Origin of the sequence: Kosakonia pseudosacchari, from assembly GCF_900184035.1 — a bacterium.
GTDB classification, from domain to species: domain Bacteria; phylum Pseudomonadota; class Gammaproteobacteria; order Enterobacterales; family Enterobacteriaceae; genus Kosakonia; species Kosakonia pseudosacchari.
Genome location: NZ_FXWP01000027.1, coordinates 203,313 through 224,025 on the forward strand (window position 1 = coordinate 203,313; position 20,713 = coordinate 224,025).

Consider the following 20,713-nt stretch of genomic DNA (forward strand, 5'->3'; position numbering starts at 1 on the left):
CGTATCGCGCGACGAGCTGGCTTGTCAGGATGACTGCACACTAATTATGAATAATGGATGAACTCATGTCAGAAATCAGCCGCGCCGTTCTGTTCGGCAAACTCGATACGCTGTTATTTACCTCGCTGGAAAGCGCCACCGCCTTTTGCAAGCTGCGTGGCAACCCGTATGTGGAGCTGGTTCACTGGCTGCATCAACTGATGCAACAGACGGACGGCGATCTGCAGCAGGTTATTCGCCACTTTTCGCTGGATGAAGAGGCGCTGACGCGCGATATCGTCGCGGCGCTGGACAAACTGCCGCGCGGCGCAAGTTCGGTTTCCGACTTGTCAGAACACATTGATACCGCCGTTGAACGCGCGTGGGTGTATGGCTCGTTAAAATATGGCGTGACGCGCATTCGCGGCGGCCATCTGCTGGCCGGGATCCTGAAAACCTGGAGCCTGGCGAACGTGCTGAAAGGCATTTCGCCGCAGTTTGAGCGTATCAGCGCCGATACGTTGCTGGATAACTTCGACGCCATTTTCGCCAACAGCAAAGAGAGCCAGCAAGTGACCGTGGCGCTGAACGATGCCGCAGGCGCGGGCGTACCGCAGCAGCAGGGCACACTGGCGCAGTATGGTCAGGATCTGACCGCCCGGGCGCGCGACGGCAAAATCGATCCGGTAGTGGGGCGTGATGAAGAGATCCGCCAGATGGTGGATATTCTGATGCGCCGTCGCCAGAACAACCCGCTGCTGACCGGGGAAGCTGGCGTCGGTAAAACCGCGGTGGTTGAAGGGCTGGCGCTGCGCATTGCCGCAGGCGATGTACCGGAGCCGCTGGAAAATGTGCAACTGTGGCTGCTGGATATCGGTATGTTGCAGGCGGGCGCGGGTATGAAAGGCGAGTTTGAAGCGCGTTTACAGTCGCTGATTAACGAAGTGCAATCGAGCCCGACGCCGATCATTCTGTTTATCGACGAAATCCACACGCTGATTGGCGCAGGCGGTCAGCAGGGCACGGGCGATGCCGCTAACCTGCTGAAACCGGCGCTGGCGCGTGGTCAGCTTCGCACCATCGGCGCGACCACCTGGGCGGAATACAAAAAATACATTGAGAAAGATCCGGCGCTGACCCGCCGTTTCCAGACCGTACAAGTCGCGGAACCCGATGAAGAAAAAGCGGTGCTGATGCTGCGCAGCACCGTGTCCGCACTGGAAAAACACCATCGCGTGCTGCTGCTGGATGAGGCGGTTGTCGCGGCGGTGAAACTCTCGCACCGCTACATTCCGGCGCGCCAGTTACCGGATAAAGCCGTTGCGCTGCTCGATACCGCCTGTGCGCGCGTCGCGGTAAGCCAAAGTTCACCGCCGCCGCAGTTAGAAGATTGCCTGCACCGCATTGCTGCGCTGGATGTGGAGATTGAGATTGCCAACCGTGAAGCGAAAATGGCGACCGGGGAAAGCGATCGGGTGGAAAAATTGCAGGTCGAGCTGGAAAAACTGGCGCAACAACGCGACGAACTGACGGCGCGCTGGGAGCAGGAGCAGGCGCTGGTTGACGCGATCATTGCGCTGCGCGCGCAACTGCACACCTCGCCGGAAGAGGCGCTGGCCGATTTACGCGCCACGCTGACGCAGCAGCAGGCAGAACTGCGAACGCTTCAGGGTGATGCGCCGCTGCTGTTTACCTCGGTCGATGCCAACGTGGTGGCGGCAGTGGTTTCCGACTGGACCGGCATCCCGCTGGGCCGGATGGTGAAAAACGAAATCGACGCGGTGTTAAAACTGGCCGATACCCTGAACGAGCGCGTGATTGGACAGCGCCACGGCCTGGAGCTGATTGCCAAACGCGTGCAGACCTCGCGCGCGCGGCTGGACGATCCGAACAAACCGGTAGGTGTCTTTATGCTGTGCGGCCCGTCTGGTGTCGGTAAAACCGAAACCGCGCTGGCGCTGGCGGAGTCGCTGTACGGCGGTGAGCAGAACGTTATCACCATCAACATGAGTGAATTCCAGGAAGCGCACACGGTTTCCACGCTGAAAGGTGCGCCTCCGGGCTACGTTGGTTACGGTGAAGGCGGGGTGTTAACCGAAGCGGTGCGCCGCCGTCCTTACAGTGTGGTGCTGCTCGATGAGATCGAAAAAGCCCACCCGGACGTGCATGAAATCTTCTTCCAGGTGTTTGATAAAGGCTGGATGGAAGATGGCGAAGGCCGCCATATTGATTTCCGTAACACCATTATTATTCTCACCTCCAACGTCGGGACAGAGCTGATTACCGGCATGTGCGCCGATCCGGAACTGATGCCGGAACCGGATGCCCTGCGTGACGCGCTGCGCCCGCCGCTGTTGCAGGTTTTCCCGCCCGCGCTGCTGGGCCGTTTGCTGGTGGTGCCGTACTACCCGCTCAGCGACGAGATGCTGGCGATGATTGTGCGCCTGCAGCTTAAACGCATTCAGCGCCGTCTGGCGGACAACCACGGCATTGTGTCGGAAGTGGACGACAGCGTGGTGGCGCAAATTGTTGCCCGCTGTACGGAAGTCGAATCAGGCGGCCGTATGGTGGACGCCATCCTTACCAATACACTGCTGCCGCTGATGAGCCAGCTATTACTCGACGCCAGCGCGCGCGACGAGCAATATAAGCGCTTACGGGTCACGTTTGAGCAGGGTGAGTTTCACTGTCAGTTTGCGGCGTAAAGCCATTATCAAGAGAGTTTTCCAATATGACGGATCACGATAACAACCGGAGTGTACCGAATGCGCTGCCACCGGGATATCGCTTCAACGAGTTCGAAATTTTAGAAGTGATCGGCGGCGGTGGTTTTGGCATCGTCTATCGCGCCAAGGATCACCAGCTTGAGCGAACCATCGCGATTAAAGAGTTTATGCCGTCGTCGCTGGCGGTACGTAATGATGACATGACGCTGGTGCTGCGCAGCGAGCGCTTCAGTAAAGCGTTTACCGCCGGGCTGAACAGTTTTATTCAGGAGGCGCGTCTGCTGGCGCGCTTCAACCACCCGAACCTGCTGCATGTGCTGCGCTTCTGGGTACAGAACGACACCGCCTACATGGGAACGGTGTTTTACAGCGGTACCACGCTTTCCCGCCTGCGTGAAAAGAACCCGACGCTGATTAATGAAGCGTGGATCCGCCGCATGCTGCCGATGCTGCTGGGTGCTATCAAAACCATTCATGACGAAGGCTATCTGCACCGCGATATCTCGCTGGATAACATCCAGATTCAGGATAACGGTCTGCCGGTGTTGCTCGATTTCGGCTCTGCGCGCCGCAGTATTGGCTCGGTATCCGATGAAACCGAAACCATGCTGCGTCCGGGTTATGCGCCGATTGAACAATACACCGACGACAACGAAAGCGAGCAGGGGCCGTGGACCGATATTTACGCCCTTGGCGCGGTACTGCACACGCTGATTATTGGCTCACCGCCGCCGGTAAGCGTGGTGCGCAGTATTCAGGACACTTATGTCCCGCTGACGCAGCGCGGTTTGCCGGGGTATTCACACACGCTGTTGCAGGCGGTGGACCGCGCGCTGTCGCTGAAAATGGAAGACCGTCCGCAAACGGTGGATGAATTCGCCGCGCTGATTGAAATGCCGGTCGCCGGGATCGACGACGTCATGAGCGTAAAACAGCCGGGTACCATGCTGGTGCCGGTGGAAGAAACAGCGGAAAAAACCGATGCGCTGAGTAGCGTGAAACGTTACAAAGTGCCGGGGCTGGTGGCGGCGGGCGTTATCGTTGGGGTGATTGCGGGGGCGGTGCTGTTTGGCGGGAGTTCCTCGCCGGACACGGCGGCGACGCAAAATGCCAGCAACACCAATCAGCAGCAAACCACGCAGCAGGTCGCTGAGCCGCCGCGCCAGAGCGTGCAGGAGACAACCACCGCAGCTGCGGCGACGCCTTCGCAAACTACGCAGGCACAAAGCCAGACTACGGCACCTGCAGTACAGGAGCCGATTGCGCAGATTTTTGTGCGTATGAACGAGGGCGAAAAACTGACGCTCAACGGCGAAGCGCAGTCTGTTTCTCCGGCCACTAACGGTTTTGCTTCGCTGAAGCTGCAACCGGGGCGTTACAACCTGGTGTTGCAGGGCAATGGTCAGACCCGCAGCCAGACCATTACTATTGGGCAGCCAGGCACCTGGCTTATTAACCCGCAAGCGCAATAGTAGTGATTCCTCCGGGCTGACGCCCGGTAGCGTGCGGGAAGCCATTCCCGCGCGCGTCATTTTTCACATTGCATGATGGTGCAATGTCTTCTTGTAGCAATAACAACGCTCGTCTCGCTCGTTATATTAAAAAGACAGAACTATGAATTTATTAACACACAGCAATCAGGGTGGCGGTGAATTTACGTTTGTCGTATCGCGAAGTAATGCAAAAGCTGACGATAAAGTTCACGCCCTCGCAGCCCGAAAAACGCGTGAACTGGAGATGACGCTCATTGATTTTCATCTTGAATCGTCGGAAATGCTGGAAGTGGACGGTTATCCCGCCGTGGAGCTCTTCTACCAGTTCAAAAATGACAACCACGTTATCTTCCAGCGGCAGACGTTAATTTTGCTCGACGATCCCGCCGGTAAAAAAATGGTGAGCTACGTAGGCACCTGCCCCGGCGAATTCAGCGAAGAACACCAAAAGCAATATCAACAAATTATCCAGAGTATTAAATTTCATCGCGCAAAATAGCGTACAGGTTTTACTATGCGCTGATTGCCGCTGACGGACATTGAGTAGGGATCTCTTGTTATGCAGAACAGAATCACGGTCAGGCTGCCGGTCGACGGCCTGCTTTTCTGGAAACTCTCCGGGCGCGAGGCGCTGTCGGAGTCATTTACGCTGGCGCTGACGGTGCTGAGTACCGATGCGCGGGTCGACCGCAGCAAGCTGCTGGGTCAATCCGCAACCGTCAATATTCCCACCCAGGGAACGGGCACGCGTTATATCAATGGCAAAATCACCCGCGTGGCGGTGAGCGCCGTGGAACTTTCGGGGACGCGTTACGCGGTGTACCAGCTCACCGTGGAGCCGGATTTGTGGCCGATGAAACGCGACCGCAACCTGCGTATCTTCCAGGGCCAGACTGCGCCGCAGATTGTGAAAACGCTGCTCGGCGAATATCAGGTGAACGTGGAAGATAAGCTGACCGGCAGCTACCGCACCTGGGATTACTGCGTGCAGTACCAGGAATCGAGCCTCGATTTCATCAGCCGCCTGATGGAGCTTGAAGGCATCGCCTACCATTTCCGCCACGAAGCCGACCGCCATGTGCTGCTGCTGACCGACGCGGCGACGGAACATCAGCCTTTCAGCGGCTACGAAACCATTCCCTATCACCAGACGCCGTCCGGCGGCGCGACCGACGAAGAGGGCATCAGCCAGTGGGCGCTGGAGGACAGCGTGACGCCGGGCATTTACAGCCTCGATGATTATGACTTCCGCAAACCAAACGCGTGGCTGTTCCAGGCGCGGCAGAACCCGGCGTCACCGCAGCCGGGCAGCATTGATGTTTATGACTGGCCGGGGCGCTTTGTCGAGCACGGTCACGGGGAGTATTACGCGCGTATCCGCCAGGAGCGCTGGCAGGTGGAGCACCAGCAGATTCAGGGCACCGCCACGGCGATTGGCGTGGCACCGGGAAACACCTTTGCGCTGTATAACGCGCCGTTTTTCAGCGATAACGGTGAGTACCTGACCACCGAAGCGAACTACTTTTTCGAGGAAAACCGCTATGCCAGCGGTTCCGATGGCGAAACGGTGCACCGCATCGATTTCACCGTGATTCCGTCGACGGTGGTGTTCCGCCCGGCGGCGGTGACGGCGTGGCCGAAGACCTACGGTCCGCAGACGGCGAAAGTGGTCGGGCCGCAGGGCGAGAGTATCTGGACGGATAAATATGGCCGGGTGAAGGTGAAATTCCACTGGGACCGGCTGGCGAAAGGCGATGACACCAGCTCCTGCTGGGTGCGTGTGTCGAGTGCCTGGGCGGGGCAGGGCTTCGGTGGGGTGCAAATCCCGCGCGTGGGCGACGAAGTGGTGATCGACTTTATCAACGGCGACCCGGACCGGCCGATCGTCACCGGGCGCGTCTATAACGAATCCAGCATGCCGCCGTGGACGCTGCCGGATGATTCAACGCGCATGGGCTTTATGACCCGCAGTAAAGACGGTAGCAAAGACAACGCCAGCTACCTGTTTTTTGAGGATCGGTTAGGCAGTGAATCCGTCGATCTGCATTCGGAACGCGATATGAATGTATCGGTTGAAGGTGTTCATAATGAAGTTGTGCACCAGCAAACGATATACACGCACAAGAATACCCGTTCGGTAACCGTTGATGATCACGATACGCAGACCTTTAATAAGGGCCAGACCATCTCGATTACCGCTAAAGGACGCGAAGAGACAATCGTTGATAACGAGAAAAAGTCTGTTACGGGGTTCTCAGATAACAGCTATACGAGCAATTTGGTGTTTAAAACCGATGCGAGTGTAAGTACTACTGCTGCCGCGAAAATAATGTATGAAGCACCAAATATTATCTTTGGGCAAGTGGTTGATGCACAAGGGAAAGAAAGCGCAGTACCATCTATTCCTTTTGATATTAAACAGACGCAAGGAGCAGTAATATCCGCGCCTGGCGTAAAAGTTGCTCCCACTGATTACCTGGCTTCTGCATCAAGCTCAGCTATCGGAGCAGCAACAAAAGTCTATTATAAGAAAGGAGTCGTGACAGAAATCAATGGGGTAGATAAATTAACAGTGAAACAAAACCAGATTACGGATGTAGAGGGTAATGTTGCCAGAAACATTATTGGTAACAGTACTGATACAGTACTTGGTGAAATAATGATTTATTCTCCAAGTAAAATCAGTATTAAAAGTGATACCGAAGTAAATGTTGATACTCCATGGGCAGTTGATAAAAAATGGAATGTGACAAGCTTGGTTGCAAATTCCATTTCTGCAACAGGTTTAGCAATGGGTTTTACAGGTTTCAACTTCGGGATAACGACCACAAAACTTGAAAATAATGCTGTGGCTATGGTCTATAATAGTGGTTTTCGCTTTAAAGCCGGAACTGTCGATACAACCAATTATAAGATGGCTTTGAGAGCAGCTATCCTAACAATGTTTCATTGAGAGAGTCAAAATGCAATATCTTAAGTACCTCAATATCATCATTCCTATTATATTAGCACTTATTGTATTATCAATATTTGTTCGTAACTATAAAAATGGGAGGATTGAAAAACAAATTGCAAAGGATCCGGTTCATGTTAATGCTCTCATAACAGCAGCTGTGCCAGGAACACCCTCATCTTATGGTGTCGTAAACGTAACTTTGGATTATAAATTTAAAGATAATAACGGCGTGGTTATTGAAGCAAAAAATGTCATGACTGCCGTTAAAACAATGGATTTATATAATTATAAGGTTGGGAATACTGTGCCTGTCATATATTTAAAGACAGATCCTAATAAAAACATGCTAAACGTAAGAAATGCATTGTTGGATTTGTAAATTAGAAAACCTGCAATGATATCCATTGCAGGTTAATTTACGAGCAGCCAAAGAAATAAAAATATATTCATTTTAAAAATAATTCCTAATTAATGGGCTGACAATGCTCATGTAAGGTTAATCGATGTCAGATTCAACTATGTGGTCTATTGCACTCGTTGTGTTAGTTATAGCCTGGCTTATTTATGGGATTATGAAGGCCGGTTATGATGATGACAGGTTTAGAGCTAAGGGTAGTAAAGTAGAGGCGCGAATTCTTGATAAGAAAAATATCGGTGTATCTGGCACGGGTAATATTAAATATAAAGTTGTAGTGGAGTTTGAAACAAGAAATGGTGTCGTCAGAGCACAAACTAAAAGATATTTTACACCTGAGGACTTGATCAAAGTAATGAGAAAAAATACGGTGCAGTTATTTTATTTGCCAGAGGATCCTCAACAAATCTATTTGGTTCCTCAAGATATGGAATAGCCATTTTGTAAATAGTGACTCGAATCGGTTAGTTACAAAGGTAATCCTGGTCGGCTTTTTTTAAGGTCGTAGGCTATAAAGCTATCGCTTTTAAATTGAGTTCATTCTTTTTTAAAGTGAAAAATTAACTTATATTGTTTTAATTATTTAAACCACGGCGGCTATCGTGTTTGACTCTCCAGTTGTTACCATCTCAATTATTTTTATTGTTTGCATGGGTGTCTTTTTATACTGTTATCATACAGGTGTTGTTCACGATAAATTTAAGAAAGAAGGGATCAGAACAGAAGCGAAAATTTTAAGTAAGGAGAAAATTGGCGCATCTGGCACGGGAAATACCCGATTTCGTATGGTTGTCGAGTTTACAACTAAAAATGAAACTATAACCGTTACAACTAAAAGATACTTTACGCCAGAGGATTTAATAAAAATCATGAGGGACAACACTGTTGTGCTTTACTATCTCCCTCAGGATCCTCAACAAATACTTCTTATGCCAAGTGAAATGGAATAAGCTAATTGGATTTTTGAGTGGTGAGTTGCTGGTTTAATTATTGCATCTCATTTCAAAAAAGACATTTAAATTATTAATGGCAATAGCGCGATTTCATAAGAAAAGTTTAAATAGCGATGCCTTACACTGTATTTTATCCTTCGTTAGTTGAAGTCGTGTATCAGCTAACGATATATGCAAAACTATTCATTCTGGTATCGTTGATGATGGCGATGCGCAAACTTAGTAGTAGTGAATAAATGATAACAACCATTTATCAATTAATGACGGCATCAATATTTTTTATAACCGAGGCACAATGAGTTATTTATCGTATATTATGCCCAAGCTTGCCTGGTTTATACCATTGTGCATACTGCTATTCGTTGGTTATGTTGTTTATAAGAACAGGCAGCGTGATGCTCAGGATGCATATATTAAAGAACACGGCGTTAGTCTTGAAGCTGAAATATCAGATGTGGTTTATGACAAGATTCAAAGGATAAACAATTATTTTGTGGTGGTAGCCACAGTAAAATATAATTACAACGGAAAGAATGTTACTTCTAAAAGAGGGCTTTCCTTCTTAGTAACCGACAAGGAAAAAATTGAGTCTGGAAAAATTATAAAAATCAAAGTAAATCGTGATATGCCTGAGCAGTTTTATTACGAAGATTATCAAAATTATTAACAAAAATCTTTAAATGGATATGTGTTTCATGGGTTATTAATTCATGTTTGGATGTTTAGTTAATTTTAGTGAAATTAGATCACTATATGTTAATCAAGGAAATCTCCCCATGGATTATTTGAAGATCCTGCATATCATTTTGGTTGGGCTGGCAGTAGGTCTTATTATTTATTTGATTTGCAGGGACATAGTTCGGGGCGTAATTAAAAGAGTAATTCTTAGAGATCCGGTCTATACCCATGCGACTATCTCTGCCGTTATGCCAGGAACTCCATCATCTGCCGGATTGGTTAACTTAACGATTGATTATGAATTTAAAGATCTAATTGGAGCGAACTATTCTCGCAAGAACGTACTGACAATAATTAAAACAATAAACCTTTTCGAATACCAGATCGGTAATACCGTTCCGGTTGTCTATTTGCGGACTAATCCTGAAAAACATTTTCTGAACGAAGGGAAAGATGGCGTGTTAGTCAGGTGAATCTCTATTGTCACCATACCATTCACGAATCCAAAATTTGGGTGTTAATCCGATTTGTTTATTTACATGACAGTGAATATGAGTGCTTTCACAGAAACTCCTTTAATAATTGGTGTTATCGTATCTATCCTAGGAATTATACTGGCCTTTTGATTATAAATAAAATCTATAACGCTTTTAAAACAATGAATAAAGATGCTTTTGAATTAATATCGTATGTGTATAATTTTTTTGATATTATATTCAGCTGAAGATATTCATTAAAAGCCATCATATCGACAAATATCAATCTTAAGAGGGCATAATGTTCACTGGCGATAATGTTGGCCTGATATTAAGCATTGCAGCGCCATGCTTCCTTCTTTATTTGGTATTCCATACAGGGATGATTCATGATGATTTTAAAAAGAACGGTACAAGGACAGTTGCTAAGATAAACAATATCAAGCAAATATCCACTTCAGGTACGGGTTCGCCAAAATGTGTTTTTACGCTTTCTTTTACTACGCAAGACGGTCAAGAGATCACTCTGGAAAAAACACAGGTTGTTACTGTATTAGATATGATGCCTCTTGAGCGAGAGCGTAAAGTGGATATTTATTACAAGAAAGAAAATCTTAAAAAAGTATGGCTTATACTTGAATCCGAAAGTCGCATAAAGTAATTACAAATGGTTTTGTCTGGGCGTTGTCACCGACAACGTCTCACTTCTGCTATCGTGCTAAGCGCACGGTTATGTTAATTGAAGCAGAAAGTGCCATCTTCAACCACAACCAAACGAAAACCATCAAGAATGGATGTACGCTGAATATTACCTGCGGTGGTGTAAGTAATATAAATAAGAAATTAACGGGTTAGCAGCTCTTATGTAAGGTTAATCGATGTCAGATTCAACTATGTGGTCTATTGCACTCACTGTATTAATTATAGCCTGGCTTATTTATGGGATTATGAAGGCCGGTTATGATGATGACAGGTTTAGAGCTAAGGGTATTAAAGTAGAGGCAAGAATTCTTGATAAGAAAAAAATCGGTGTATCCGGCACGGGCAATATTAAATATAAAGTTGTAGTGGAGTTTGAAACAAGAAATGGTGTCGTCAGAGCACAGGCTAAAAGATATTTTACACCTGAGGATTTGATCAAAGTAATGAGGAAAAATACGGTGCAGTTATTTTATTTGCCAGAGGATTCTCAACAAATCTATTTGGTTCCTCAAGATATGGAATAGCCATTTTGTAAATGGTGACTCGAAACGGTCAGTTGCAAAGGGCGGTGGATTTCGACGGTGTCGAGCGCATCGTCAAAGGATCACAAACGATCGATACCTTTTATTCCTATCAGTTAGACCCCGGTAAAGAGATACAAATAAAGTATCTCGATGACAAAAATATCTTATTTCAGTACCGTAAATAGACTTCATTCAGGCATGTGATGATGGGCATTGAATACTATTCAAAATATTTTATGTATGGCGGTATTGCGGTGTCCGTCATAGCTACTCTGTTTTTTTATTTTCTGGCCAGAATGGACGATAAGAAAAAAGCAGATATTGGTATCTTTCTGACTTGCCATCTTTGGCCAGGAGATATTGTCGAAAGCAAAATTGTTTCTTGCAAAATCACAGGCGATAGATTTGGCAATGACTTCTTTTATGATATTCGCTTTCACCTGCCGGGCGGTAATCAACTCTACACTGCTAAAACACTGGTAAATATTTCTCAGATGCCATTGATCCAACCTGGACTGCGAATCAAAGTGAAGAAAGGAAGCGAAGGCCGCTTAGCGGTCATTAAAATTGAGTTTTAGCGAAGATAAGGTATTGCCATTCATGACGGACCTCATTGCAAAAAACCTCACGCTCTTTTCATGGTCTATATTGGCTATTTTTATTTACCTTCTCATTAAAGGTCTGCGTGAGCCTACCGGCGATGCGAAATTAATCCAGGATCGTGCAACGTTACGTCACTGGTATGGCCCTGAAAAAGAGGGGGTGCTGGAAACATGGGAACCGTTAAAATCAACGCGAAAAGGTGAATATTTTCTATTTCACTTCATCATTGTGATTGACCGGAAAACGCAAAAGAAAAAAGCAGCGGCTTTTATTAATGCAAACGATATCGCAAGATTAAAACCGGGTCTTAAGCTGCGCATAAAATATCAAGGGTTGCTGACAAAGAAAATCGCTGTCGCCGATATTATTTTTGATGAATCATCTCAGGAAACGTAATGGATTATTTTAAGTATCTGGCTTATCTCTTGCCCGCGCTGGTAGTTGTTGTTTTTATTAAAATCGCGATTCGCGATATAAAAAACAACCGAATAAAAAAGCGCATCGCCAGCGATCCTGTGCATGTCAATGCGCGAATAACTCAGGCCGTGCCGGGAACGCCCGCGCCAAATGGTATCGTCAATGTCACACTGGATTATGAATTTAACGATCATACCGGCAGGGTTTTCAACCAACAAAATGTGGTTACCGTGGTGAAAACGATGGAGATGCTTAACTATAAAGTGGGCGAAACCGTTCCGGTCATGTATTTGCGCAGCGATCCGTCACTCAATAAAGTTAATCTCCCGCGCGTATTCTAAATTCATTAATTATTTCATCGTAAGGCGGTCTTTCCTGACGTTAAAAAAACGCCAACGATACGCTTAATCTTCCAAAGGATGTTATATGAAGATTATTAAACCGCTGCGGCTGAGCGTGCTTAATCGCCCATTTCGTCTGCAGGGGCAAAATCACCTGGGTGTTTCTGTTCTCGCGCTACTGGATATGGGCGCACAACCAAAATTACGTCCTGAAGTCGAGCTTTGGCAGCTGGCTGCCAGCGAGCTGCAAACCAGCGGCGGCGTGCTGGATATGGCAATGCCGAAAGCGCGCGCCGAATTCCTCGCTACCGGCTTCGCTTACTCGCACCATCATCAGGATAAAACCGCCTGTGCGGTGCGCATTGAAATCGGCGAGCTCAGTAAAACCCTGGCCGTCACCGGCGATCGTTACTGGGCCGGTTCGCGCCCGACTGCTGCCAAACCTTTTGATCAGATGCGCCTCGACTGGAGCCGCGCTTTCGGTGGCGAAGGTTTTGAGGAAAACCCGCACGGTATCGGTGCCGTGGAAGAAAACCACAACGGTACCCGGTTCCGCCGCCTGCCCAATATTGAACTCTTAAATCAGCGTATTACGTCTCCGCGCGCTAAACCAGAACCTGCCAGTTTCGGCCCGCTGGATCTGCTGTGGCCACGCCGCTTTCGCCGGATGGGTAAAAACTACGATGCCCGCTGGTTGCAGCATGATTTTCCTGGTTTTGCGCCCGATATCGACTGGCGAGTATTTAACGCCGCCAGCCCCGATCAATGGTGGGAAGATAAAGATGCGTTACCGCCGCAGGCCGTATGGCGCATCTGGAACATGCACCCGGAGCAGCATTTGCAGGAAGGGACACTGCCGCCGTGGCAGGCGCGCTGCTTTATGCAGCGCCAGCGCGGCGATGAGATCCTCTTTGAAGAGATAGCGCTGCGCGCCACCACGGTGTGGTTTTTCCCTCATCTTGAGCAGCTGGTGCTCATCTGGCAGGGTAATCAGCGTATTAATGAAGACGATGCCGCAGACGTTTTGCAACTGATGCCGGCGCTCGAAAAAACCGGTGCTGCCCGTTCGGTCAACCACTATCGCAAAGTCCTTCATCAGCGGCTGGATAAAGAGAAAGGCGCGCTGTTTGCCTTCCGTGAAAAAGATCTGATCCCTGAAGATATCATCGGCCCGTGGATTGACAGCGAGGTACAGGAAAACCACAGCCCGATGCGTGATAACCAGCAAAACCGCGCTATACAGCTGCGTGAGCAGCATCGTGCGCGGCTGGAAGCGCAGGGGGCGGATACCGCCGATCTGCTCCAGGAGATGGAGGAACCCGCGCTTCCGAAGCTGGAGGATTTACCTGAATTTATCGAAGAGATGGAGCGCAAAGCCCAACAACTGCAGGAGCAGGCCGAAACACGCAAAGCAGAAATGGAGGCGCGTTTCCCGCAGATGAATGCGCAGGAAAACCAGCCACGCGGGCCTGAGTCGATGATGCGCATGCAGGATTTACTGGAGCGTAACGCCGACAACATGAGTGAGAAAAAGCTCAAGCAGAGCCGGGAAGCGCTGCACAAACTCTATCTGATGTCTGCTGCCGAACAACCACCTGCCATCAAACTGACTGGCGATATCGCGCTGATTATTCGCCAGCGTGCTGAAAGAACGATGCAGCAGGGCGGGGATTTCAGCGGGCTGGATCTGACCGGCGCGGATTTTTCCGGCATGGATTTGCGCGGCGCCAATTTCCGCAATGCGCTGCTGGAGTGTGCGAACCTCAGCCAGTGCCAGCTTGACGGCGCTGATTTCAGCCACGCGATGCTGGCGCGCACGGATTTACAGGGTGCCTCGTTTCGCGAATGCAACTTCACCGAAGCAAGCCTCGCGCTGGCGCAGTGCCGTCAGACCAATTTCACCGGCGCGCAGTTTACAGAATCCGAAATGACCGACGCGCTGTTTGACGCGTGTGATTTCAGCCATGCGCGACTGGAAAACCTGCTGCTGCGTAAAACCGGTTTTAGCCAGTGCGTATTCCGTCATGCAACGCTGGATAATTGTGTATTTATGGAACTTACGCTACCGCAACCTGACTTTGGCGCGGCAAACATGAATAAAAGCAGTTTTATCAAATGCGAACTGCAAAGTGCCTCGTTTGCCGGGGCGCACCTGGACGGTTGTTCCTGGGTAGAAAGTCGCCTGGAGCGCGCTCTGTTTCGTGACGCCACGCTTATCACCTGCGCGGTGGCATCCGCAGGCACGCTGTGCGGCGCGGATTTCAGCGGTGCGCAGCTTAAGCAGAGCAATTTACGCCAGGCGGTGCTGACTGGCGCGCATTTCGTTCGTGCGAAACTGGATAACAGCGATCTCAGCGAGGCGCAATGTGAAGGCGCGGATTTTAGCGGCGCGACGCTAACCGGCAGCCTGTTTATACGTACTGATTTCCGGGGCGTACGTTTTACTGACGCCAATTTAATGGGCGCGATGATGCAAAAAAGCCGCCTTGAAGGTGCCGATCTGAGTTTCAGCAATCTGTTCCGCGCCGATCTTTCCCAGTCTATCGCGGACAGCGCCACAAAATTTGAGGGCGCCTATAACAAACGCGTGAAAACCCTGCCGAAGCGCGACGGGGAGGTGATATGAGTCAGTTAAGTACCGCTGCGCTGCAACAGAAAGTGAAAAGCGGCGAAGCCATTATGGAACTCAACCTTGATGGCTGCGATCTGCGCGGATGTGATTTATCCGGCGGGATTTTTCAGGAGGTGTCGTTCGCAGGGGCCAATCTGCAAGGCTGTAATCTGCAGGAGAGCGTTTTTACCGAATGCCAGCTTAGTGGAGCGGTGTTCAGCGCAGCTCACCTCGAAGAGACCGTGTTTAACCAGTGCGATTTAGCCACGGCGAATTTCAGCAATACCTCGCTGCTGCGCTGCGTATTCAACGAATGCACATTGACCGGCTGCGACTTTTCACAGTCGGCTTTTGACAGCACGCAGTTTATGCGTAGCCCGCTGAACAAAACTGTTTTTACCGGTGCGCGTCTGGAACGTTCGACCCTGTTTGAGTGCCCGCTTGAAGGGGCGAAGCTCAATCATTGCCATAACCTGCTGACCACGTACTACGGCATTGATCTGCGCGATACGGATCTCAGCGGGAGCCAGTTTGAACGCGCGGTGTTCTTTAACTGCGACCAGCGCGGCAAAAACTATGCGCAACATCAGTTCACCGGCTGCCAGTTTACCGATAACCAGCTTGATGGCGCTGATTTTAGCGGGGCGCAACTCACCCAGTGCAATTTCAAAGGCGCATCGCTTAAACAAGCACGACTGAACAACGTTAATGCCACGCAGGCGCTGTTTATGCAGGCCGATTTGAGCGGTGCACACGCCCACGGCAGCCTGTTCGATCAGGCGATTTTTGTCGGCGCGACATTGCACCAGGCCAGCTTTAAACAGAGCCGTTTTTTTCAGAGCATCCTGCAACATGTTGCCGCCCGGCAGGCCGATTTCACTCTGTGTGATTTTACCTATGCCGACTTCAGCGGCGCGGAGGTGGGCGACGCCGATTTTCGCGGCGCGACCTTCTCTCGCAGTCGTTTTCATCGCGCACGGCAAGAGGGCGCGCGTTTTGCCGATCGCAAAGGCATTCTTGAGTACGACGAAGAGTTACTGGCGGCGGAGGCCTGGACTGCCGAACGCCACAGCCGAATTTACGGAGACCCGCAATGAACAACCTCAACCAACCTTTGACACTCGCCACGCTGCCCGGCGGGCAATTTTCCGCACGCGTCACCCACTGTTTTGACGATGGCAGCCTGATGGTCGAATGCGACGGGCGCGGCTGGCACTGCCGCCGGGCAGTAAGCTGCGTGATCGCGCCGCAGGCGGGCGATACGGTGCTGATAAGCGCGGTCGATAACCAGATGTGGCTACTCGCCGTGCTGGAGCGCGGTAACGAGGACGCCACCGAGCTTAGCGTGCCGGGCGACTTACGTATCACCAGCCTGGGCGCGTTAACCCTGAGCAGCGATGCGCTGAATGTCAGTGCGGCGAAAGGTGATTGCCATATCAGCGAGATGAACTACAGCGGCGACAACATTTCCGCGTGGGTTACGCTGTCGCGCATTGTTGGTAAACGCGCGGAATCCGTCTGGCAGACGGTCACGCAGATGAGCCAGCACCTGTTTCGCACCACCCGCCAGACCGAGCATGTGCGCGCCGGGCAACTGGATATGAAAGCGGAAGATTATCTGCGGATGCACGCACAAAACACGGTGATCACCTCGAAAGCGATCACCAAAGTTGATTCTGAACAGATCCATATGGGGTAATTCGATGTTTGCAAACTGCCAGTTGATGGGTGTTGATCTCGCGTTTCCGGATGTCTGCCTGACGCCAATGCCCGCCCCGACGCCAATCCCGTATCCGGATATCGCGCTGGGGCCAACCGCGATCCCGAACGCGCTCAATATTCTGTTTATGGGCATGCCCGCGCACAATATGGCGACCATTACGCCGCTGACTAATGGTGATAACCCTGGTGTGGCGACGGGGGTCGCGTCCGGTACGGTGATGGGGCCGTCGCGCCACCTGACCGGCGCATTCACCGTGCTGCTAAAAGGCACTCCGGCAACGCGTTTAACCAGCGTCAGCCTGCAAAATTCCACCAATGCCATTGGCATGCGCATTGTACCCAGCCAGTTCAAAGTGCTAATGCTGGCACCGTAACGGCACACGCTACGCACAGTCTTTTCCACTTAAAAAAACGAACGCACAGGCAACAGCAAGTGCGCTTTCCGGTAATTGATTTTTACGGAATCATGGTTATGGCGAACAGAATCACGGTCAGGCTGCCGGTCGACAGCCTGCTTTTCTGGAAACTCTCCGGGCGCGAGGCGCTGTCGGAGTCATTTACGCTGGCGCTGACGGTGCTGAGTACCGATGCGCGGGTCGACCGCAGCAAGCTGCTGGGCCAGCCGGTGACCGTCAATATTCCCACCCAGGGAACGGGCACGCGTTATATCAACGGCAAAATCACCCGCGTGGCGGTGAGCGCCGTGGAACTTTCGGGGACGCGTTACGCGGTGTACCAGCTCACTATGGAGCCGGATTTGTGGCCGATGAAACGCGACCGCAACCTGCGTATCTTCCAGGGCCAGACTGCGCCGCAGATTGTGAAAACGCTGCTCGGCGAATATCAGGTGAACGTGGAAGATAAGCTGACCGGCAGCTACCGCACCTGGGATTACTGCGTGCAGTACCAGGAATCGAGTCTCGATTTCATCAGCCGTCTGATGGAGCTTGAAGGCATCGCCTACCATTTCCGCCACGAAGCCGACCGCCATGTGCTGCTGCTGACCGACGCGGCGACGGAACATCAGCCTTTCAGCGGCTACGAAACCATTCCCTATCACCAGACGCCGTCCGGCGGCGCGACCGACGAAGAGGGCATCAGCCAGTGGGCGCTGGAGGACAGCGTGACGCCGGGCATTTACAGCCTCGATGATTATGACTTCCGCAAACCAAACGCGTGGCTGTTCCAGGCGCGGCAGAACCCGGCGTCACCGCAGCCGGGCAGCATTGATGTTTATGACTGGCCGGGGCGCTTTGTCGAGCACGGTCACGGGGAGTATTACGCGCGTATCCGCCAGGAGCGCTGGCAGGTGGAGCACCAGCAGATTCAGGGCACCGCCACGGCGATTGGCGTGGCACCGGGAAACACCTTTGCGCTGTATAACGCGCCGTTTTTCAGCGATAACGGTGAGTACCTGACCACCGAAGCGAACTACTTTTTCGAGGAAAACCGCTATGCCAGCGGTTCCGATGGCGAAACGGTGCACCGCATCGATTTCACCGTGATTCCGTCGACGGTGGTGTTCCGCCCGGCGGCGGTGACGGCGTGGCCGAAGACCTACGGTCCGCAGACGGCGAAAGTGGTCGGGCCGCAGGGCGAGAGTATCTGGACGGATAAATATGGCCGGGTGAAGGTGAAATTCCACTGGGACCGGCTGGCGAAAGGCGATGACACCAGCTCCTGCTGGGTGCGTGTGTCGAGTGCCTGGGCGGGGCAGGGCTTCGGCGGGGTGCAAATCCCGCGCGTGGGCGACGAAGTGGTGATCGACTTTATCAACGGCGACCCGGACCGGCCGATTATCACCGGGCGCGTCTATAACGAAGCGAGTATGCCGCCGTGGGCATTACCTGCTGCCGCTACGCAGATGGGTTTTCTCAGCCGCTCGAAAGATGGTTCGGTCGATAACGCCAACGCCCTGCGTTTTGAAGACAAGGCGGGCGAAGAGCAGGTGTGGATCCAGGCGGAGCGCAACATGGATGTCCACGTTAAAAATGACGCGTCCCGTTCGATTGGCAGTAATCACAGCCACTATGTGCGTAAAAATGAGCTGTACCGCGTCGAAACGAATCAGACGCAGGCAGTGAAAGGGCAAACGGAAATCCTCACCGGCAAAGGCAAGCTTGATGCTGTGGTGGAGCAGTTTATTCTGGCTTCCGGGACGCAACTGCGGCTGGTGTCCGGCCACAGCGCCATTGAGCTTAACGCGAACGGCAAAATCAACCTGATCGGTAAATCCTTTAACTTCTTTGTCGAAGAAGATGGGCACATTACCACCGGCGGTAAGTTGCATCTGAATGCTCCCGGAACAAAAGCCCCGACTACCGCACCAGGGGCTGACCATAAAGGGAATATTAACTCCGCCGTACAGGCAAAATTTTCCCCGCAGGGTAACGTGCAGCACGCGGCACCCGTGGCAGCGGCTCCGGCGGGAGCAGCCAAACCGGTTACAAAATACAAAGCGCCACCGCCGCTGAAGGGGGATTATGTTTATAAGAATGATCCTGAGAATTCTCAGACTATGCCGTTCAATGAGGATGTGGTTAACCAGATCAATAAATCGCCTACTCTTCAGTCGCAGCTTAAAGAATTGAAAACGAAAGGTTGGGCTATCCAGCCAGGGGCTGCAGGGGAAGGGAGTTTCACCAGCGGCGAGAGCAGGCTTATTGTCATGGATCCTGAGCATATGGTTAATGCTCAGGACACGGTACAAACGCTGGCGCACGAAGCGGGCCATGCGATGTATCCGGTTACGCCGGATTTATCCAGCCGTGAAAATTATATCAATAGCCAACTGATGGACGAGGGTGGCGCGACGTTGAACAACATCAAGATCCAGCGCGAAATACTGGCAAATGGTGGGCTTGATATTGGTGTCGCCGCAGGCAGCGATGCAACGGAAGCGGCCTATAATCAGACGTACAACAAGATGGTTAGCGGTGAAATATCACGGAATAGTGCTATGCAATCCATTGGTAAGATTATCGGTAAAAATGAAATCGCCTCTGGAACCGAACAAAATTATAACGATTATTATGGGAGTCATTATGACCAGTAGGATGGCGATAAATTTCCCGGTGTTATTACTCCTTTCTCTTTTCACGTTGACGACGCATGCGGAACAAAAAAAAATGAATCATGATTCTCTGTGGCAAATAACAAAAGAATTAAAATCACTATGGGGCAAAAAAATAGATGCGGTCAGCGCCCTTTTAAACCAGCCGATGATTCCTTATAAACCGACAGCAAAAGATCGTTACACCTCCGCGCCATTTACCTTAAATGATGGGATAACCATCAGCAACCTGGATGTGCGCCTTAGCCCGAATGGTGGCGGTACCGTTAAGCTGGTCTCGTTTTCAATCAGTGGAGAATGTATTACTCTTGAAGAGGTCCAGGATAATTTCCCGGATGTCACATTGCGCTTTGTCCCCCGCGAAAAATTACCGGGAAGAACGTTTGGTTATCTCACCGCACGCGACAATAAGCAGTTAGCCTGGGGATTTGGTTTCCCGGCGCTGGACCGCAAATGCCTTAGCGAGATTACGATGTCGGATTACGATTTTTAATCTTTCTGCTGCCTGAACTTACCGTCAGTCTTTTTCTCTGGCGGTAAGCTAATTCTTACATCCTGCACCGTTTTATTTTTATTTCTATGCCTCAGCAATAGGGTTTTATCATGCAATATACCCTCCAGGAAGGTTCCTTTTCATTATTTCCTGCCGGCTGGCAGGACACCAGTATGACCATGCTTCGCCATGAAGAGAGTGGCTTATCGCTGATCGTCAGTCGCGGCCCAATCCCGGACGGCAGCGATTTTGAGAAAGAGTTTTATCGCCAGTGGGAGGTGCTGCGCACGCAAATGGGCGACATTGCACAGAGCGAATTCGCGCGCATTCTCGTTGGCCGCGACAACAAAACCCGCGCGGTGGAAGTGGAAACAGTGTTTACCCGTAACGGTCAGCAAATCTGGCAAAAACAGTTTGCCGTTCAGGCGCCGGGCGCGGCGGTAGTGATGATCTTTACCCTTTCGGCACTGCGCGACTTTACCGATGAAGATGGCGAGCGCTGGGACGCCATCAAACACAGTCTGACGCTGCACGAATAACGGAATCGGTAG

General features: G+C 51.0%; 21 protein-coding genes. All 21 read left to right on the forward strand.

The annotated features are described in order from the left end of the window. Window positions 1-65: 65 nt before the first annotated feature. Window positions 66-2,684, forward strand: coding sequence for a type VI secretion system ATPase TssH (gene tssH, locus BN2591_RS23565; protein WP_086874251.1), 2,619 nt, complete (start codon window positions 66-68; stop codon window positions 2,682-2,684). A gap of 26 nt (window positions 2,685-2,710) precedes the next feature. Continuing rightward, complete coding sequence (locus BN2591_RS23570) at window positions 2,711-4,177, forward strand: serine/threonine protein kinase (RefSeq protein WP_086874140.1); 1,467 nt, start codon at window positions 2,711-2,713, stop codon at window positions 4,175-4,177. 142 nt (window positions 4,178-4,319) lie between these two features. Beyond that, window positions 4,320-4,697, forward strand: a complete 378-nt coding sequence (locus tag BN2591_RS23575) for a DcrB-related protein (protein ID WP_016495669.1) — start codon at window positions 4,320-4,322, stop codon at window positions 4,695-4,697. A gap of 60 nt (window positions 4,698-4,757) precedes the next feature. Continuing rightward, complete coding sequence (locus BN2591_RS23580; RefSeq protein ID WP_244173058.1) at window positions 4,758-7,151, forward strand: type VI secretion system Vgr family protein; 2,394 nt, start codon at window positions 4,758-4,760, stop codon at window positions 7,149-7,151. Between the two features lie 10 nt (window positions 7,152-7,161). Then, complete coding sequence (locus tag BN2591_RS23585) at window positions 7,162-7,533, forward strand: hypothetical protein (RefSeq protein ID WP_086874141.1); 372 nt, start codon at window positions 7,162-7,164, stop codon at window positions 7,531-7,533. A 124-nt stretch (window positions 7,534-7,657) separates the two neighbouring features. Then, window positions 7,658-8,005: a DUF3592 domain-containing protein gene (locus BN2591_RS23590; RefSeq protein WP_086874142.1), complete on the forward strand. Its 348-nt coding sequence runs from the start codon at window positions 7,658-7,660 to the stop codon at window positions 8,003-8,005. Window positions 8,006-8,171: 166 nt separating this feature from the next. After that, entirely contained in the window at window positions 8,172-8,519 is a 348-nt protein-coding gene (locus BN2591_RS23595) for a DUF3592 domain-containing protein (RefSeq protein WP_086874143.1), read from the forward strand. A 298-nt stretch (window positions 8,520-8,817) separates the two neighbouring features. Further along, window positions 8,818-9,189, forward strand: coding sequence for a hypothetical protein (locus BN2591_RS23600; RefSeq protein ID WP_086874144.1), 372 nt, complete (start codon window positions 8,818-8,820; stop codon window positions 9,187-9,189). Between the two features lie 109 nt (window positions 9,190-9,298). After that, the gene (locus BN2591_RS23605; protein ID WP_086874145.1) at window positions 9,299-9,673 is read left to right on the forward strand and encodes a hypothetical protein; all 375 of its coding nucleotides are present in this window, start codon (window positions 9,299-9,301) and stop codon (window positions 9,671-9,673) included. Window positions 9,674-9,977: 304 nt separating this feature from the next. Continuing rightward, window positions 9,978-10,337, forward strand: a complete 360-nt coding sequence (locus tag BN2591_RS23610; protein WP_086874146.1) for a hypothetical protein — start codon at window positions 9,978-9,980, stop codon at window positions 10,335-10,337. Between the two features lie 217 nt (window positions 10,338-10,554). Beyond that, window positions 10,555-10,902 carry a DUF3592 domain-containing protein gene (locus BN2591_RS23615; protein WP_086874147.1) on the forward strand — a complete coding sequence of 116 codons (348 nt, stop codon included), beginning with the start codon at window positions 10,555-10,557 and terminating at the stop codon, window positions 10,900-10,902. Between the two features lie 203 nt (window positions 10,903-11,105). Further along, window positions 11,106-11,480 (forward strand): hypothetical protein, encoded by a 375-nt coding sequence (locus tag BN2591_RS23620; RefSeq protein ID WP_244173059.1) that lies wholly within the window; start codon window positions 11,106-11,108, stop codon window positions 11,478-11,480. Between the two features lie 22 nt (window positions 11,481-11,502). Then, entirely contained in the window at window positions 11,503-11,901 is a 399-nt protein-coding gene (locus tag BN2591_RS23625) for a hypothetical protein (protein ID WP_086874149.1), read from the forward strand. Further along, window positions 11,901-12,263: a hypothetical protein gene (locus BN2591_RS23630; RefSeq protein WP_086874150.1), complete on the forward strand. Its 363-nt coding sequence runs from the start codon at window positions 11,901-11,903 to the stop codon at window positions 12,261-12,263. Before BN2591_RS23625 ends, BN2591_RS23630 begins: the two co-directional genes overlap by 1 nt. A gap of 85 nt (window positions 12,264-12,348) precedes the next feature. Beyond that, complete coding sequence (locus tag BN2591_RS23635; protein WP_086874151.1) at window positions 12,349-14,889, forward strand: DUF2169 family type VI secretion system accessory protein; 2,541 nt, start codon at window positions 12,349-12,351, stop codon at window positions 14,887-14,889. Next, window positions 14,886-15,971: a pentapeptide repeat-containing protein gene (locus BN2591_RS23640; protein ID WP_086874152.1), complete on the forward strand. Its 1,086-nt coding sequence runs from the start codon at window positions 14,886-14,888 to the stop codon at window positions 15,969-15,971. Before BN2591_RS23635 ends, BN2591_RS23640 begins: the two co-directional genes overlap by 4 nt. Continuing rightward, window positions 15,968-16,573 (forward strand): DUF3540 domain-containing protein, encoded by a 606-nt coding sequence (locus tag BN2591_RS23645; RefSeq protein ID WP_143468286.1) that lies wholly within the window; start codon window positions 15,968-15,970, stop codon window positions 16,571-16,573. The genes BN2591_RS23640 and BN2591_RS23645 overlap by 4 nt, the downstream gene beginning before the upstream one ends. 4 nt (window positions 16,574-16,577) lie before the next feature. Beyond that, complete coding sequence (locus BN2591_RS23650; protein ID WP_016495682.1) at window positions 16,578-16,970, forward strand: DUF4150 domain-containing protein; 393 nt, start codon at window positions 16,578-16,580, stop codon at window positions 16,968-16,970. Between the two features lie 98 nt (window positions 16,971-17,068). After that, window positions 17,069-19,651, forward strand: a complete 2,583-nt coding sequence (locus BN2591_RS23655) for a type VI secretion system Vgr family protein (protein WP_086874253.1) — start codon at window positions 17,069-17,071, stop codon at window positions 19,649-19,651. Further along, window positions 19,641-20,162, forward strand: coding sequence for a hypothetical protein (locus tag BN2591_RS23660; protein WP_086874153.1), 522 nt, complete (start codon window positions 19,641-19,643; stop codon window positions 20,160-20,162). Before BN2591_RS23655 ends, BN2591_RS23660 begins: the two co-directional genes overlap by 11 nt. A gap of 110 nt (window positions 20,163-20,272) precedes the next feature. After that, on the forward strand, window positions 20,273-20,701 hold the full coding sequence (locus BN2591_RS23665) for a DcrB-related protein (RefSeq protein ID WP_086874154.1): 429 nt from the start codon (window positions 20,273-20,275) through the stop codon (window positions 20,699-20,701). Window positions 20,702-20,713: the final 12 nt, after the last annotated feature.

Bases quoted from the DNA above. Each gene is read 5' to 3' on its own strand.
- BN2591_RS23650 (WP_016495682.1), top strand. From the start codon at position 16,578: ATGTTTGCAAACTGCCAGTTGATGGGTGTTGATCTCGCGTTTCCGGAT.
- BN2591_RS23605 (WP_086874145.1), top strand. From the start codon at position 9,299: ATGGATTATTTGAAGATCCTGCATATCATTTTGGTTGGGCTGGCAGTA.
- tssH (WP_086874251.1), top strand. From the start codon at position 66: ATGTCAGAAATCAGCCGCGCCGTTCTGTTCGGCAAACTCGATACGCTG.
- BN2591_RS23665 (WP_086874154.1), top strand. From the start codon at position 20,273: ATGCAATATACCCTCCAGGAAGGTTCCTTTTCATTATTTCCTGCCGGC.
- BN2591_RS23660 (WP_086874153.1), top strand. From the start codon at position 19,641: ATGACCAGTAGGATGGCGATAAATTTCCCGGTGTTATTACTCCTTTCT.
- BN2591_RS23615 (WP_086874147.1), top strand. From the start codon at position 10,555: ATGTCAGATTCAACTATGTGGTCTATTGCACTCACTGTATTAATTATA.
- BN2591_RS23585 (WP_086874141.1), top strand. From the start codon at position 7,162: ATGCAATATCTTAAGTACCTCAATATCATCATTCCTATTATATTAGCA.
- BN2591_RS23640 (WP_086874152.1), top strand. From the start codon at position 14,886: ATGAGTCAGTTAAGTACCGCTGCGCTGCAACAGAAAGTGAAAAGCGGC.
- BN2591_RS23645 (WP_143468286.1), top strand. From the start codon at position 15,968: ATGAACAACCTCAACCAACCTTTGACACTCGCCACGCTGCCCGGCGGG.
- BN2591_RS23600 (WP_086874144.1), top strand. From the start codon at position 8,818: ATGAGTTATTTATCGTATATTATGCCCAAGCTTGCCTGGTTTATACCA.
- BN2591_RS23655 (WP_086874253.1), top strand. From the start codon at position 17,069: ATGGCGAACAGAATCACGGTCAGGCTGCCGGTCGACAGCCTGCTTTTC.
- BN2591_RS23590 (WP_086874142.1), top strand. From the start codon at position 7,658: ATGTCAGATTCAACTATGTGGTCTATTGCACTCGTTGTGTTAGTTATA.
- BN2591_RS23625 (WP_086874149.1), top strand. From the start codon at position 11,503: ATGACGGACCTCATTGCAAAAAACCTCACGCTCTTTTCATGGTCTATA.
- BN2591_RS23575 (WP_016495669.1), top strand. From the start codon at position 4,320: ATGAATTTATTAACACACAGCAATCAGGGTGGCGGTGAATTTACGTTT.
- BN2591_RS23635 (WP_086874151.1), top strand. From the start codon at position 12,349: ATGAAGATTATTAAACCGCTGCGGCTGAGCGTGCTTAATCGCCCATTT.
- BN2591_RS23580 (WP_244173058.1), top strand. From the start codon at position 4,758: ATGCAGAACAGAATCACGGTCAGGCTGCCGGTCGACGGCCTGCTTTTC.
- BN2591_RS23620 (WP_244173059.1), top strand. From the start codon at position 11,106: ATGATGGGCATTGAATACTATTCAAAATATTTTATGTATGGCGGTATT.
- BN2591_RS23610 (WP_086874146.1), top strand. From the start codon at position 9,978: ATGTTCACTGGCGATAATGTTGGCCTGATATTAAGCATTGCAGCGCCA.
- BN2591_RS23570 (WP_086874140.1), top strand. From the start codon at position 2,711: ATGACGGATCACGATAACAACCGGAGTGTACCGAATGCGCTGCCACCG.
- BN2591_RS23630 (WP_086874150.1), top strand. From the start codon at position 11,901: ATGGATTATTTTAAGTATCTGGCTTATCTCTTGCCCGCGCTGGTAGTT.